The following is a 15,390-nucleotide window of genomic DNA, read 5'->3' as shown; positions in this document are numbered from 1 at the left end:
TAGGTATCACAAAATAACGCCTTTTATTTAGGCGTTATTTTGCGTTTAAAAACGTACTGTCAATATCGAGTGAAAATTTCCCAAAAATATTTTTTAAAAAATAAATTATTTTGAAAAGTTATACTGTTAAATAAACATAAATTCCAAATAAATTCTTTTCTAGATAAAAATAGAAATAAAGTTTTTTAATTTTTTAAAATTTTTTGTATAATTAATTTATACAAAAAATTATATAAGTTTTTAACTCATTTATTTTAAGATAAAATAAATGAGTTTTTTTATTATTTATTCAAAGGAGAAAATAAAAAATGTTTAAAGTTAAACCTAATTCACCAGTTTATGAATTTTATTATTCTGAAATAAAAAAATTAGAGGGTAAAATTAAAGATAATAAAGAATTAGATAATATAATAAATACTGAAAAAAATCTTAAAGAAGAAATAGAAAAACTAGAAATATATCTAAAAACATTAAATGAAAATTTAAAAAAGAAATATAAAATAATTCCATATATTGAAAAATTAAATATATATGATTTAGAAGATAAAATCGAATCAAAAGGACAAAAAAGGGTTGATAATGTAGGAAAATATTTAAAATTAAAATCAAGTTTAGATTATGATTTTGATTCAATTTTTGAACAATGAAAACGCAGTGCAAACAGTGAAAATCAACCTTTAACAAGTGGATATAAACCAAGCTCACCACAGATGTAAAAGGGGAAGATATTGCATTTGCAATATCTTTATATCTTTAAAATTGATTTTAAGACACCAAATTTGCTCATATACAAATGTTTTAAAATTTTATATGGTTTAGTATTAATAAAATAAATCTCTTCTAAAATATGTTTTTTTACTTTTAATTAAAAATTATTGATATCCATATCTTCAAGGATGGTCTTTATTTGGTATATAAACTTTTTTAGTTTTTATCAAATCTTCTTTAATAATTGGTTTTAATGCTATTTCTTTTAGTTCATATATTTTATTATTATAACTAAGATAGAATTCATTAATAAATGATTTAAGTACAATTACATCAGTTCTAGGTTGTATATATTGAACTTTGTTATTTTTATAAGGAAAATATTTTTTACCATAATATGTTATAGTTGAACCACTATCTGTTTTTCTTTTACAAAATCTTGAAAGATAAACATTTATTTCATTTTGTGTAGGAGCTTTAACCATAGCAGATTTATTATCATCAATAGGAAAAGCAAACTGATTATTAAAAATGTTTATATATGTTTTAAGAAATTTATTACCATCTTCTAAATTTTTAATTTTATTAAGTCGTAATTCACTAATTAAGCGACTTTGAAGTGTTCCAAATAATCGTTCAATTCTGCCTTTAGCTTGTGGAATTGAGGTTCTAATTACTTCAACACCTAAATCATTACAGCATTTTTGAAATTGAGTATAAGTGTCATTTTCTGTGTTTATTTTACCTGAATCAATTTTTTTCTTATATCCAAAAACTGTTCTATTATCAGTATAAAATATCTTTGGTATGCCATATTTAGTTAAAATTTGATAAAAAAACATTATAATAACCATCTAATGTCTCTTGGTGATCAAATCATAGTCCAACAATATTTCCTGTAGCATCATCAATTGCAGCATGTAAAAATGCTTTTGGTTTATCGTTACCAAATCAATGATGATTACTTGCATCCATTTGAATTAATTCACCAAAATTTGTTCTACGATTTCTTGTGGGATGCAAGTTATTTTTTTTATTCTTATGTCTTTTTGGTGAAGTGATTTTTTCTTGAATTAATAGATTATAAACTGTACTATATGCAATTTTAGTGTTTTCTTCATTAATTAATTTTTCCTGAAAATGTTGAAAATTAAAATTATAATATTTTGTTTTATATAAGTTTATAATTTTATTTTTAATTTCTATTTTTGTTGCCTTATTAGAAATTTTATTGCGAGATTTATGAATAAAACCAACTTTACCTTCTTTATTAAAAATTTGAATTAATTGGTTAATTCTTCTAATAGTTAGGTTAAGTTTATTTTTGGCTTGATGTTTAGATAATTTATTAATAACAATGTCATTTATAATTTTGTATTTATATTTTTCTTTCATAGTCATGCTTCTTTCCATTTTTATCACCAAGTATATTTAACTTCACTTTTTGAGAAATTTTCACTCGATAACTAATAGGAAATTATCACTAAATAATGACACGTTTAAAAACGTACTTGTAAAAATAATCAAAAATAGTACAATTTATAAGTAAAATCAAGGAAAAAAGGAGTAATTTAATATGAAAACATGAATAAAAGCAAATTTAAGTAAAATAACATTAGCATTAGCACTAACTGGTGCTACAACTGGAACAATAGGATTAATCATGGGGGGGTGCTTACCCATAATCTTAGTGGACTTAAATATTATTTAAATTCATATAAAAAACCTATAATGGGTGTTCAGAAAATATGAATGTCTGACATTCATGGTATTTCAGTTTCTATAAAAAGTGAATTTAAAATATACTTTGCTGATAATCCTAAAAAAACAAAATTTTATAATGGTGGAGATACTATTGAAAGAATAGATATACCATGAGATGGCAATTATCCATATGGTTATTTTAATAAATAACATTTAAATTTCTAAATTAATATAAGAAATATTTTCATTATATTTGTCAAATAAATTAATATTAGTTAAGTTTATTTCTTGTTTGTCAGTTATTAAAATTAAATAATAATTACCAGCACCAAATATTCCACTAATTTCAATCCGATTTAAATTATTAATTGGATTTTTAATTTGCAATTCAAATTCATTTTTATTATCAATTTGTAATATCTCTTCATAAAATTCTAATTTAGAAAATAATTGAGATTTATTTGAACCATATAAATTTAAAGCATTCTCAATTTTATTGTTACTAATAATTACTCTTGTAAAGTATTTTCCATATTCGCCATTTCCTAATGTTCAATCTGCTGGAATTAATGACGGAATATTATTGCTTTCTAATTCATTTGTAATAGATAATCAATTAAATTGATTATCATCAAGTTTAAATAATTCATTTTGACTAATATCATTATTTTTTAATTTAATATTATTCATATCTGTAAAATCAAAATATTCAGATTTTAGTATTACTTTTACATCTTTATATTTTCAACTATTATCCTTATTAGAATGTATAGGATTTGATTTTAATTCAAAATAATAAGGTAATAAAATTTTATTATCATCATTTAGACCTTTATTTATTGATAATGTTGAATAAATATACTTTGATAACATAATAAATACTTGTTTAAATATTTTAACTTGTTGCAAATTTATGTAATTTGGATAATCAAGTTCTCATTTTCTAAATAAATTAGTAATAACTTCATCAGGTTTTTGACCTGAGAATTTATTACGTAATTTTGCTATTTCATTTTTATCATCATAATCTGCGCCATCAAAATTTCTATTATAGTTATATGTGTAACTTAGCATATCTAATAATAACTGTTGTAAACTATCAATTGGTGGTTTATCATTTATTTCAATTTCTACATCATAAAATTTATTTGTTGTAGAAATAAATAAATTATAGTTACCTACTAAAAATCATGACTCTAATTTTTTATCTTTTAATTCTATTTCATCTGATAATGGTCATACTTTTAAATTTTTAGAAACATCATAACCTAATTTAGCATTTGTTACTCTTGCATTATTAATAATTTCTTTTCTTGTTTCAGTCCCTCCACCAATAGCAATTAAATCTAAAACTGATTTTTCTTCTCCAATAAATTGTTTTGCTAAGTTTCAAGGTAATATTTGTTCACTAAATCATTGTTGTAATATTCTAACTTTTGGTTGAGTTTCAATAGGCATTGATAATAGCGGAAATGCTATCTTATCTTTAACAAATAACTTTGGGTATACTTCCATATTGTCAACTTCACCAAGTACCTTTATATTGCCAAAAATCATGCTTCTACGTGCTTTAATTTTTAAACCAGTTACTTTGGTATCTTTATCTAATGGTTTTTGTAATTTAATAATAATTGGATAACCATCTCTTGTTTTAAAATCTTTAATTTTAATAATAGTTATACTTTTAGTACTTCTTGTTTTTGGATTTTGATAAGGTTGTGAATAATTATTAATGATATATAAATTATCAATATTATTTTCAGTTAAAGGTTCATTAATAGATACAGCATATAACTTAAATTGATTTAATAAATTTATTTCTTGAAATATTAAATTTTTAATATCAGTCATACTATATTCAATTGTATTATCATTAATATTAGTACTTGCTCTTTGATTTAATTGCATAGTAAAATCAGATGTTTCAACAGCAGTAGTTTTTAATACTTTATCAATATCAATAAAACCTATTTTAATAGTATTTGCTGAAAATTTTAAACTATTATTTTCATTATTTTTAAATAAACGTTCAATTTCATAAATATATATCGTTCTTTTTTTAAATTCATCATATGCTCTATTAATATCTGGGTCACTAGTAGCACGCATCATATTAGTAAAGTCATAAGGAATGTTATCAATTAAATAATCATTTTCTACTTCTGCTTGATTAAGTTTAGTTTGTTTCTGTGGAAATTTCGTTTGTGGTTTGTTGTTGTTTTCCATTGTTCTCTCCTATTAATTGGTTATTTTCGGGATTAAATAATTTTAATTTAACTGTTAAATTATTAATTTCTTGATCATCATTAATATTAAATGTTTTACTATTTAATAAATCTTTATCTACACTTACTAATATTTGAATAAATTTAAGAATATCAATATTAAATTGTCATAATTTTTGTTCAATATAATTAATAGTTGAAATATTTACTGCTGTACTTTCGGGAACTGATTGTTGTGCTGATTTCTTTTGACTTGGTATATGAATACCACAACGTTTAAATATTTCATTAACATTTCAATCATATATATCAGTTAAATTTTTACCTTTAAAATTACTATTTGTCATATTGATATTTTCGTTTTGTTCATTATTATCTCCACCGCTTTTAAATATGTAATTTTTAGTAACTAATGTTCTTACTGCGTCTTCTATTAAAGATTGAACATTGCCATAAGTTTGACTAAATATAAATTTAGGTGAGTTTAAAATAGTATCTAAAACAATTTGTTCATAAATAACATCTAATGCTTTAATTTTATCCATTACTTTATTACAATCTGCTAGCTCATTTGCTTTATTTCTCATAATTGCTATTGGTATATAGTTAATATTTAGTGTTTGTTCTTGTGCTAAATTAGGGTTATTAATGAATGATTTAAAATCTAATGGAAATTGTTTTTTATTATCACTAATACTATAAATTGCACGATTAATAGTTATTTGTTCATTATTTAATGTATAAACTTCAAATAATCTTACCATTTGTGCATTTTGTTCATAACTATCATAAAAAATAGTACATTCAATTAATTTACCAGTAATATCATAAACTCTTTGTTGTATATCTACTACTTGAAAATATAAGTCATCATTAGCAATATAAATTAAATAAGCACTAATTCCTAATTTACTTAATTTAAAAATTGAATTTCAATTTTTTCTGTAAAATTCTTGTTGAATTAAATATTGTTTAATAGTTTCATTATTAATATCTAATGGAGCATTATATAAATTAGCATTATTTTCTGCTACAAAATCAGTGAAATAAGTTTCATGGTTAAAATCATTAAAACCAAAATAATTTAAAATTGAAGCATGAGTACTTTTATTTTTATTAGTTAAAAATTTTACTTTTTCATTTTGATTATCACTAATATTACTTTTTTCTTTTCTTTTAAATAGACTTAACATAATATTCACCACCTTTTTTTAAAATATTTGATTAATTTTTAATACAATTTTTATAATAATAAATATAATTAAACCTGCTGTTGCTGATGATAAAATTACTCCTATTAAACCTAAAATAATTTTTATAATTTTAAAAAACATAATATTATTCCTGTAATTCTTCTAATTTTTTAAAAATATAATCTCTACCCATACCCCACATTATTCTATTATTATAAATATTAATTTCAGTATCCGCATTAACATTATTATTTGATATTCATAAACTACTTTTTAAAACATTTGTATCTAATTGATAATAAAAATTAATTATTTGTCAACTATAATTTTTATTATTTTCTTTACTAGTATAATCACCAAAACTATAATATATTCTATAATGTGTTTTATCTTTAAATATATATTCTATATGTGTAATATTATTTTTATCTACTACGACTTTACCTACTTCTTTTCAATTTGAACCACTTGGACTGGGTTGTGGTTGTTTTTCTAATATTTCATTAATTGCTTGTAATAATTTTTTATTTTGAGTTTTTAATAATTTATATTCATTATTTTCTAATAAATCTTTACAAAGTAATGAATTTTCTTCATCATTTAATGCAATTTCATTTGTTTCAGTTTTATATTTAAAATAATCATTTGAAAATTTTTTATCTTTTATTTTTTCTTTTAATTCATTAATAGCACCGGCAATAGTTTTATCAGTAGTTTCTAAATTAGGAATTTCTGCACTAATAGCATTTATTTGAAATGCAATAGGAAATTGTGATTTTACATCTTCTAATTTTTTATCTACTTCTTCTTTTTTATAATAATCAGATAAATTAGGAATTTTATTATTGATTTCATTAATTGCAGGAACGATTTGTTTAGAAACTGTTTGTAAAGCATCATCATTGATATTTTGCTTTTTATCTAATAAATTATTAGTTTCTAGTTTTGTGTAATAATCATGTTCAGTACTTTCTTCTGTTATAAATTCAGTTGGTGTATCTATTCCTTGATATTGATATATTTCTTGTATATCACCAATTAAATTAATTTTTCCACGTTCAGGATAGGAATTACCTCCACCACTAAATTTTTTATTTCTATTGTCATAGTAAATAGTTCCAATATTTAAAATATTTTTATTTTGTATTTGTTCTTTATAAGTCATGGAATCAACATTTAACAATTCAAATTCATGAAAAATATTATTTAAATAAATTTTAATTATTTTATAAAATTTCATAAAGTTATTTTCTGTTGAATAGTGATAACTGATTTTAATAAAATATCATTTCAACATTTCTATATTATTATTTTCAACTTTTTTTCATAAAGGACTAGTTTCAATATTAAATCAATTATTTTTGATATCATCAATGTTTTCATTTGTTTTAGTTAATTCACTATTTAATTTGGTAATTTCATTTTCATTAGTAGTAATTCGTTTTTGTTGTTTAGCAGAAAAATCACAAGTTGGTGCATGAGTAAAATCACCAATTTGCGGATTATTTTGTAATGCTTCTGGTGGTAATGTTCCAATTTCATCTGGTCAATCTAAAATCATTGTTTCAGTTTCTTTATCATAACCAGTTGCAACATAACCTTTATTAACAAATTTACTAACAGGACCTCTATATATTTCATTTTCATTATCATCAACTAAATCATCATATAATTTAATTTGTTTTAATAATGTAAATTCTTTTTGTTCTTTAATTAATTCATCAACTTGATTTCTAGTATAAAATGCTTTTAAGTCAATTTTTTCAACATCTATTTCATCATTATTATAACTTGAAAATATTTGTTTTAATTCTGTTAATCTTGCTCATATTTTCATTCTACTAGGTGCTAAATCTCAAACATTAATTGTAGGAGTACTATTTGCACTAAATTGATTACCATTATTAAATTGAATAGTAGCATCAACATTAAATTCAATTGGTGTACGATTAAATACTCAATGTTCAACCATAACATAAACCATATCTCTTAATGTTTCTTTAATTAATTCATCTTTAAAACTATCAAAAGGAAATTTAGATAAAATAAAATCAAGATAAGCATTAATATCATTTTGCGCGCGAATAGCAAAAGTTATAAATCAATCATTAATATTTGGTCATGTTTGTATATATTGTTGTGGAGTTTCTGTAATTTTTCCAGTTAATGGATATCAGTTATTATAATTTTCAAGACTGACATCAGTTCAAAGTTTATTAATCATAATTTATCATTCCTTAAAAAATGCTTGTTTATAATGATAAGTATGTTTTTTTGTTTTTTTATGTGTTATATGTTCAATTTCTTTTTGTATTTTATTTTTACCTTTTTTTATTTTTTTCTTACTTTTTGTTACAACTTGACTATATGCAAACTTTTCTAAATGATGTAATAATCCAGTACCAAATAAAGTATTAACACTAAATTTTAAACCAACATTTTTAAATGATTTGTTAATATTTTCAATAGGATTATTAATAACATTTACTACTTTATGATAAGTTCTAATAGTTCTAAATATTTCTCTATATACTTTAAAACTATCTCTAATTACTTGTTGCACCACTGGTGGAGCAAATGCTATTGCTTTTAATCATTTATTTTGATTAACTCCATAACCAATGTATCAACCACTATATCAACGATATCAATGGAATGGATGTATTTGAGTAACAAAAGTTTTTGCTTTAAGAATACTATCAACAACTGTAATTGGTTTATATTTAGGATTGCGATGATAAATAGTAATTGCACATTTATCTAATGACAAAGGTTGAATTTTACAACCCATAAATACTGGTGAATTTAATGGAATTAATTGTGCGTGTTTAATTGCTCTTTTTTCTGCACTAGTAAATAAATCAGTTGCTTTTTCTTTTAATTTCTGAATTTTTTCAAATACTTGTTTTTCTAACTTTTCAAATTTTTCTTGTAATTTATATATACTTTCTCGTATTTTTTCAAAATATGGTGTATCTTTTCAAAATTTATTTAAACCTTTTTTTAAATAAAATCTAATATCAAAATATTTAAAAGTTTGATTTGCTTTTAAAACAAGTTGATGAATAACATTATTTTTAAAATTAAATTTAATAGCATTAGCACGAATTTTTTGTAAATCTAAAATTAAAGTTTTTCCATATCTATTTTCTGTATGTATTGTATGAACTAAATTTAATCAATCATGTTGATTCATTTTTAATACTTCTTTTAAATCAGTATTAAATTTTTTTAAAAAGTTATTTGCTTTTTCAATATCTTTAATTTTAAATTTAGGAGTTAATTGTGGACTTAATTTTATTAATGTATTTTGTAATAATAAGTGTTCCATTAATTTTTCTGTTTCTAGTTTTTGAAAATTATTCTTATATTGTCTTTCAGCAACATATCCTAAATCTCGTAATACTGTTTCACGATTAGGAGTAAAACTATACTTCATTAAATAACGTTTATTACCAATAATTTTATCTGTTAAAATTTCTTTTCCACTTACTTGACTAATAATTTCTTGTAAGTTTTTTGCTTCTTTAATACCAACTTATTCTAATGTTTTAGTTTTTTGTGCTAACTTAATAAATTTAGTTGTACGATAACCACGACTAATTTTATTAAGTCCAGCAAATGCTGGTAATATATTAAAAAAAGTATTTAATGGTATTACATTTCCTTTTAAATAATCATAAACTTGATTAATAGTAAAATCAGTTAAAAATTCTACACCAACAGCACTAATACTAGCAATTAAATCACTTGCACCTAATCCAAGTGCTAAATCTTCACTTAAACGACCAGTAAAAGGAGCAAGTGCTACTGCTATAACTTGTACACCAATCATTTCTAAAATTTCTCATCATAAACTTTTATGTTCTTGTTGTTGACTAATTCTAGTATGTTTGGGTTTATTTATTTTTAAGAGTGTGGCTGTATTTGCTGTACCAATAGGCATAATTAATGTCCTTATTATTTAAGAGTTATTTTTATAGGATTTGTTGAACCTTGATAATTTGCATCATTAATATCTGCAGTAATAATTACATATAAATCTCCTGCTTTTTGATTTTGATTACTTACATCAGTTTTGCCTTGTGCATCACTAAAATATTTAATATTTGCATGTACTAAATCTAATGCTGGATTCAAACCAGTAATTTCTCTTGCATTTTTTATTGCTGTATCTAGTAATTGATTTTTTCTATTCGTATTAGCAGTAATATCAGTTGTTAAAATTGTAAGTTTACTACTTAAATCTGTTTTAGTAATAATTCCACATAGCATTCAACGTGATGTTGTTTCTTTTTTTGACATATAAGGAATTAATTGACCTAGTACTTCACCACCAACTTTATATGCTCTACCAAGTTTGCCATCAGCAATTTCTTGAACATAAACAATTGTTTGTTGTAACATATATCTTTTCATTGCTCTTGGTGTTGCTAAAATAAAAGGTATAATTTGTTTTTTATTTTCACTATCAGTAAATGTCATATAATCATCCATTACAATTTGACATAATACACCTTTTATATATAAATCATTACCATTTAATCTTAGTTGTTGAGCAATTTGGTTATCTGTAATTAAACCTTTATTATTAGCCAAATAAACAATAGTATCATAAAGATTATTTGTAATAAAGAAACGACAATTTGCACTATTTCTTAATTGAAATAAAGTATTTCAAGCAGATAACATTGCCTGTATATGCCCTGTTGGTGATGTGTCACTAATTATTACTTTAGTTCCGTTATCGCTAATTACTTGTATATCATCAGTTGCTAATTTATCTGCTAAATCATTAGCGACTTCATATTGCATACTTTCTAATAAATTTTGTCCATTTTCAGCATTTAAGTCAATTGCTGCAATAGTTTCACCAGCAACATATAATTTTTCAATTATTTTTGGAATAGTATCAGTTTGTGCATAAGTTACATCTATTCTTTGACTTTTATCATTTCATGCAATAACTTTAATTGATGGGTCTTTTGGAACTTTAATAATAAATTCTATTTTAGTAGAATTAACTATTTCAATAGGAAAAAAGTTTGCTCATGGACTATTTGATTGTTTGAAAAATTCAATAAATTCTGGTGCTTCAACTAGTTTTTCTGTATTATTTAAGTTTGTTTGAATATTAATTGCCATTTTTATTTTCCTTTCTGTTATAAATTATTTTTCTTTTTATAATCCAATAAACTACTTTTTATTGAATTCGATTGATTTGTTAATATTGTTTCTTGTTTACCACCTGTATTAATTGGTTCTTTAAATACTGGTTGTTCTTTAATCATTTTTTTAATAGTGTCTTCTACTTTTGAATTTTCTATATTACTTGTTTTAAATTTTAAAAAATCATAAAATTCTTTTTTAACTTGATATTTTTTAAATATATTAAGCATTTCTTTTTCTTTAATTTCTTCATTAAGTTTATTTAACTTATTTTCTAATTCAACAATCTTAGTTTCTTGTTCTTTTTGCAAATCATTATTTTCAGTTAAAGGTTCAGTTGTTTCTTGAACATTAGTTTCATTTTCTAACATTTACATTACACCTTTATTTATTTTCTTTATTAATTTTTTCATTTAATTTTGCTAATTTTTTTTGATGTTTTATTACTTTATTATTTGCTCGAACATGTTTTGGAGTTGTAATAAATCGTTTAAATCAAACAATTAATTCTCTGCAAATTAATGTTCCTACACTTGTTCCAATAATGATTAATTCATGCAATAATTCTTTCATTTCAATATTTTCCTTTCAATTATTTATTTTTTAATTATTCGTCAAATTGACCACCATTAATTCTTTCAACCATTGACTGATAATTACTTATAATAGTTACTAATAAAGAAATTTCTTTATTTAATTGTTCCATCCTTTCTTTATGTATTTTTATTTCGTGATTATAATATTCAATTAATTTTTCTTTATTCATAAATTACTCACCTCCTTTATAAACTGTCATAATATGTAGTTGGTCTATATACTGGTGATATTCTATCTACAACATCATTAATTAATCTTGCATTTTCACTAGTAAATGTTGTTTCTTGCATTTCTTCAACATGATTAGTTGTTTCCATTGGTAGTAAATTATGGATAATTTCAGATGCACCAGCAATAATAGTCGGAACTGCATAAGCATTCATAAAATCATTATTAATACCCATAGCAACACCACTACTAATCAAACAACCACCAGTTGCCATATTTGCTATTTTACGTATAGTTTCAAATTTACTTGGTATTAATTCTGTAATTCCAGCAACCAAATTTGCAATACCATATGAATTTAAAGATATATAAGTATCTCAATCCATTAAAGATTGGTCATTAACATTATTGTTAGTTACTGATAATGTTAATGCTGGTCATGGCGGAGTTTCTGTAGTGGTTGTAGTTGGGGTGATAGGATTTATTGTTTCAGTAAATTTACTATAATTTGCTAAACCAATTGTTCCTAATCCTAATGCTATTTTTTTACTTGAATTTAATAGTTTACTTTTTAAATTTGGCATTTGATTTAAATTTCATATATCAATTCCTAATTTTTTAGAAAATAATAAAGCATTTATACTACCTAATATTGGATTACCAATAAGTTGACCATAGTATGCAAAAGTTCCTATCATACCAAATAATGGACTTGCTCCAGTTCTTATTAATTTTAATAAAGTGTAATTACTTGATTGTACAGTTATGTCATTTGGCATTTTCTTCTACTCCTTCTACTTTCTGTTTAATAAAAATTCTATTCAACCTTGATAATTAAAGTTATCTCCAACTAAAATTGCAGTATTAGCATGTGGTTGAGAAACAATTAAATATTTAGCAATGACATTGGGATATTTTCATAAAATCAATGCTTTTATATCATTACTATCTGTTAAATCTTTGGAATTTGGTGAAAATATTTCTATTTTATCTTCACCAAATAAATCTTTTAATTTAATCATTATCAAATTCTCCATTTTCAATTCTTTCTTTTAAAGAAAAGACATATTCTGTATAAGTTCTATGTGGATTTTTATCATTTATAATTTCATCGATATCTAAAATTAATTTTTCTTTATATTCATTAATATATTTTTGGGCAATTTTTCTTCTTATATTTTCAACTTTTATCATATGTTTATCACAAAAATATCTTACTTGAACATTATCTTTATCTAATTTTGTTGGTAAATTATTACAATTTGTTATATGTTTACCAAGTTCATTAACTTCACTAAAACAACATGGTATATTTTCTTTATTCATTATCAATGTCTCCTAAATTTCTTCAACTTCTTCTATTTCATTTATTAACTGATTCTAATCAACAACTATTACAGGTATTGGATAAAAAGTTTTCTTTTACTTTATTGCACATAGAACATTTATCTTCATATTTCATATTATTTCTCCTTATTTTCAATTTGATTAGCAATTTCACTTAATATTTTTAATACTTTATATTCATTTTTTAATTCTTTACTAATAAATATTAAAAATATTATTAGTGTTATGCTTGTTATTAATATTGGTACTATTAATAAAATTTTTCATAATATCATTTTTTACTCTTTTCATTTTTTAAATCATTTAACATTTATTGAACAAAATGCACGATTTTTAGGAATATTTAAAGTGTTAAAAATTTGACCAGTTACAATAATTTCATCGTTTTTGTTTAATAAAATACAGCGTCTATAAAATTTTGGGTTGTTAAAAATTAAAGTAACATAATTTATATCGATTGATGGCTATAAGTTAAAATCACCAAAGATATTATTAATTTTCCTTTTTTTGATTTTGAATGGAATGTTTCTTTATCTTCATATTCAAACTTTAAATCTTCTAATGCTCTTTTAAAAACATCAACTAATTTTTGTGATAAAAAACAATACTAATTTGTTCTTGTATTGATATCAATTTCCTATTCTGCTTTTAAAAATTAATTAATACTACATTAATTTTACTAAGTAAATAAAAAATACCCCACTTAAAAGTTTAACTCTAAGTGGGGAATATGGTGTTACAATTTTAAATTAATAATTCTTTTTTTATTTTTAAAATATCTTCTTTAATTAATTTAATTTCTCTATTAAATATATTTGCAAATGTTAAAACTATTTGATTATTTATATTTTCTTTATCTTCTTTAATTAAAGATAAATTAATATCCTCATTGTCAATATCGAGTGAAAATTTCCCAAAAATATTGATCAAAAAACACTAATTCTGAATAATCCCTAAAAATTTTAATTCCTATTTTTTAATGTAGGGATTATTTTTATAAAAAGAAGTATAATTTAAACAGATTAAAATAATTAGGAAAAAAATAAATAAAAACTTAATATAGTTTTTAATCCCTTGCTTTAATTTCAAAGTAAATGGTTTTTTTAATGTTAAAAAGTAAAGAAGGTAATAAAAATGGGAAATATTAATGAAAGTTTCAAAAAAGAGACAGCAGATAATGATATTATTAAAAATTTAGAAGAAGGTAATGGAACATACATTAAAAATAACCTTATGCATGTATTAAAACATAAAGAACATCGTAATTTTCAAAATTGAATGGTTACAGAGCCATATTGAAGTGCATGAATAGTATCATCAGATGGAAATACAGCAGAAAGTTCTACAGTTAATATTTTAGAAAGAATAGTTTATGTTGCAAATCATGATAATAAACTTACTTGAGAACTAATGTTAAAAAATGGTGAAAACGATGCAAATCCTAATTTAATTGGCAATTTTTATAATTGATATAGAACTGTAAATGAACCAGAAAATGACAGGTTTGAAAAGAGTGTATTAGAAGCAGCAATTTTAAAAAACAAGCCAAATTTAGTTGAGATTTTAGTTGAAAGTGGTGCAAATATCAATTATCAAAATCCTAAAAATGAAAATAAAACACCATGAGAACTTGCAATTATCGAAAAGAAAAATAAAATAGCAAAATATTTAATTAATAAAATTGAAGTAGATAAAAAAAATAAAAATGGTCAAACACCTTTACATTTAGCAGTTAGATATAAAAATAAGGACATAGTTAAATTTTTACTTGAAAATAATGCCAATTTAAATATTAAAGATAATTGAGATGATACACCTTTATTTGATGCACAAAATGTTAATAATGTTGAAATATTTAAATTATTAGTTAAAAAAGGAGCAGATTTAACGAAAAAGAATAAAAAAGGTCAAACAATTAAACAAGTAGTAAAATTAGAAAAAAAATGTTTAATAATGGAATATGAAAAATTTTGTCCTGATAAATTTACTTTGGAATTATCTGGAAAGTATAAAGTAGTAGATTGAAAACTTACGTATGAAAAAACAGATAATGAGTCAGTGAAAAAAATTATAGGTAAAATTATATCAAAAGATGAAATGCTTAATATAATTAAAAATTACAAAAATGATTTTGATTCAGATGAAATAAACTCAAGCAATTATCAAAATCAACCTTCAACAAGTGGATATACATCACCAAGAATATAAAAAATAAGAGATTGTAATTGCAATCTTTTTATATCTTTAAAATCAATTTTAAGGCATTAAATTTGCTTTTC

General features: G+C 22.3%; 20 protein-coding genes and 1 pseudogene. 4 read left to right on the top strand and 17 right to left on the bottom strand.

The genetic code is table 4. From position 1 onward, the window contains the following. The first annotated feature begins 308 nt into the window (after positions 1-308). The gene (locus AAHM95_RS03295; protein WP_342273977.1) at positions 309-716 is read left to right on the top strand and encodes a hypothetical protein; all 408 of its coding nucleotides are present in this window, start codon (positions 309-311) and stop codon (positions 714-716) included. A 156-nt stretch (positions 717-872) separates the two neighbouring features. Here AAHM95_RS03295 and AAHM95_RS09650 read toward each other — a convergent pair. Beyond that, a pseudogene (locus tag AAHM95_RS09650) lies at positions 873-2,121 on the bottom strand (ISNCY family transposase). 163 nt (positions 2,122-2,284) lie between these two features. Here AAHM95_RS09650 and AAHM95_RS03280 point away from each other — a divergent pair. Next, complete coding sequence (locus AAHM95_RS03280; protein ID WP_342273790.1) at positions 2,285-2,419, top strand: hypothetical protein; 135 nt, start codon at positions 2,285-2,287, stop codon at positions 2,417-2,419. Then, positions 2,380-2,622 carry a hypothetical protein gene (locus AAHM95_RS03275; RefSeq protein ID WP_281749131.1) on the top strand — a complete coding sequence of 81 codons (243 nt, stop codon included), beginning with the start codon at positions 2,380-2,382 and terminating at the stop codon, positions 2,620-2,622. The genes AAHM95_RS03280 and AAHM95_RS03275 overlap by 40 nt, the downstream gene beginning before the upstream one ends. 3 nt (positions 2,623-2,625) lie before the next feature. On the opposite strand, the gene AAHM95_RS03270 is transcribed toward AAHM95_RS03275, so the two are convergent. The 16 genes from AAHM95_RS03270 to AAHM95_RS03195 form a co-directional block, all read right to left on the bottom strand. Next, positions 2,626-4,638 (bottom strand): hypothetical protein, encoded by a 2,013-nt coding sequence (locus AAHM95_RS03270; protein ID WP_342274089.1) that lies wholly within the window; start codon positions 4,636-4,638, stop codon positions 2,626-2,628. Then, positions 4,589-5,830 (bottom strand): hypothetical protein, encoded by a 1,242-nt coding sequence (locus AAHM95_RS03265; RefSeq protein ID WP_338975553.1) that lies wholly within the window; start codon positions 5,828-5,830, stop codon positions 4,589-4,591. The genes AAHM95_RS03270 and AAHM95_RS03265 overlap by 50 nt, the downstream gene beginning before the upstream one ends. Before the next feature lie 18 nt (positions 5,831-5,848). Next, on the bottom strand, positions 5,849-5,971 hold the full coding sequence (locus tag AAHM95_RS03260) for a hypothetical protein (protein WP_338977759.1): 123 nt from the start codon (positions 5,969-5,971) through the stop codon (positions 5,849-5,851). 4 nt (positions 5,972-5,975) lie between these two features. Continuing rightward, positions 5,976-8,054 (bottom strand): hypothetical protein, encoded by a 2,079-nt coding sequence (locus tag AAHM95_RS03255; protein WP_342274088.1) that lies wholly within the window; start codon positions 8,052-8,054, stop codon positions 5,976-5,978. Between the two features lie 3 nt (positions 8,055-8,057). Continuing rightward, a complete protein-coding gene (locus tag AAHM95_RS03250) occupies positions 8,058-9,269 on the bottom strand; it encodes a hypothetical protein (RefSeq protein WP_342274087.1) in 1,212 nt (403 codons plus the stop codon). 99 nt (positions 9,270-9,368) lie between these two features. Further along, on the bottom strand, positions 9,369-9,776 hold the full coding sequence (locus tag AAHM95_RS03245) for a hypothetical protein (RefSeq protein WP_342274086.1): 408 nt from the start codon (positions 9,774-9,776) through the stop codon (positions 9,369-9,371). 14 nt (positions 9,777-9,790) lie between these two features. Further along, entirely contained in the window at positions 9,791-10,975 is a 1,185-nt protein-coding gene (locus tag AAHM95_RS03240) for a hypothetical protein (RefSeq protein WP_342274085.1), read from the bottom strand. A gap of 17 nt (positions 10,976-10,992) precedes the next feature. Next, positions 10,993-11,370: a hypothetical protein gene (locus AAHM95_RS03235; RefSeq protein ID WP_338975557.1), complete on the bottom strand. Its 378-nt coding sequence runs from the start codon at positions 11,368-11,370 to the stop codon at positions 10,993-10,995. A 13-nt stretch (positions 11,371-11,383) separates the two neighbouring features. Beyond that, positions 11,384-11,572: a hypothetical protein gene (locus tag AAHM95_RS03230; protein WP_338975562.1), complete on the bottom strand. Its 189-nt coding sequence runs from the start codon at positions 11,570-11,572 to the stop codon at positions 11,384-11,386. 34 nt (positions 11,573-11,606) lie between these two features. Continuing rightward, the gene (locus AAHM95_RS03225) at positions 11,607-11,765 is read right to left on the bottom strand and encodes a hypothetical protein (RefSeq protein WP_174480523.1); all 159 of its coding nucleotides are present in this window, start codon (positions 11,763-11,765) and stop codon (positions 11,607-11,609) included. Positions 11,766-11,781: 16 nt separating this feature from the next. After that, on the bottom strand, positions 11,782-12,543 hold the full coding sequence (locus AAHM95_RS03220; protein ID WP_342274084.1) for a hypothetical protein: 762 nt from the start codon (positions 12,541-12,543) through the stop codon (positions 11,782-11,784). A 15-nt stretch (positions 12,544-12,558) separates the two neighbouring features. After that, a complete protein-coding gene (locus tag AAHM95_RS03215; RefSeq protein WP_342274083.1) occupies positions 12,559-12,786 on the bottom strand; it encodes a hypothetical protein in 228 nt (75 codons plus the stop codon). Continuing rightward, positions 12,779-13,090, bottom strand: a complete 312-nt coding sequence (locus AAHM95_RS03210; protein WP_338975561.1) for a hypothetical protein — start codon at positions 13,088-13,090, stop codon at positions 12,779-12,781. The genes AAHM95_RS03215 and AAHM95_RS03210 overlap by 8 nt, the downstream gene beginning before the upstream one ends. Next, complete coding sequence (locus tag AAHM95_RS03205) at positions 13,083-13,226, bottom strand: hypothetical protein (RefSeq protein ID WP_174480527.1); 144 nt, start codon at positions 13,224-13,226, stop codon at positions 13,083-13,085. Before AAHM95_RS03205 ends, AAHM95_RS03210 begins: the two co-directional genes overlap by 8 nt. Position 13,227: 1 nt before the next feature. After that, a complete protein-coding gene (locus tag AAHM95_RS03200) occupies positions 13,228-13,386 on the bottom strand; it encodes a hypothetical protein (protein ID WP_174480528.1) in 159 nt (52 codons plus the stop codon). A 469-nt stretch (positions 13,387-13,855) separates the two neighbouring features. Continuing rightward, entirely contained in the window at positions 13,856-14,041 is a 186-nt protein-coding gene (locus tag AAHM95_RS03195; RefSeq protein ID WP_342274082.1) for a hypothetical protein, read from the bottom strand. A 204-nt stretch (positions 14,042-14,245) separates the two neighbouring features. Here AAHM95_RS03195 and AAHM95_RS03190 point away from each other — a divergent pair, with 204 nt between their 5' ends. Further along, positions 14,246-15,319, top strand: a complete 1,074-nt coding sequence (locus AAHM95_RS03190; RefSeq protein ID WP_342273918.1) for an ankyrin repeat domain-containing protein — start codon at positions 14,246-14,248, stop codon at positions 15,317-15,319. The last annotated feature ends 71 nt before the right edge of the window (positions 15,320-15,390 follow it).

It is taken from the genome of Spiroplasma endosymbiont of Phycita roborella (assembly GCF_964031195.1).
GTDB classification, from domain to species: Bacteria; Bacillota_I; Bacilli_A; order Mycoplasmatales; family VBWQ01; genus Spiroplasma_E; species Spiroplasma_E ixodetis_A.
The sequence above is the reverse complement of the archived record's forward strand: the minus strand, read 5'-3'. Positions and strand labels throughout refer to the sequence as shown.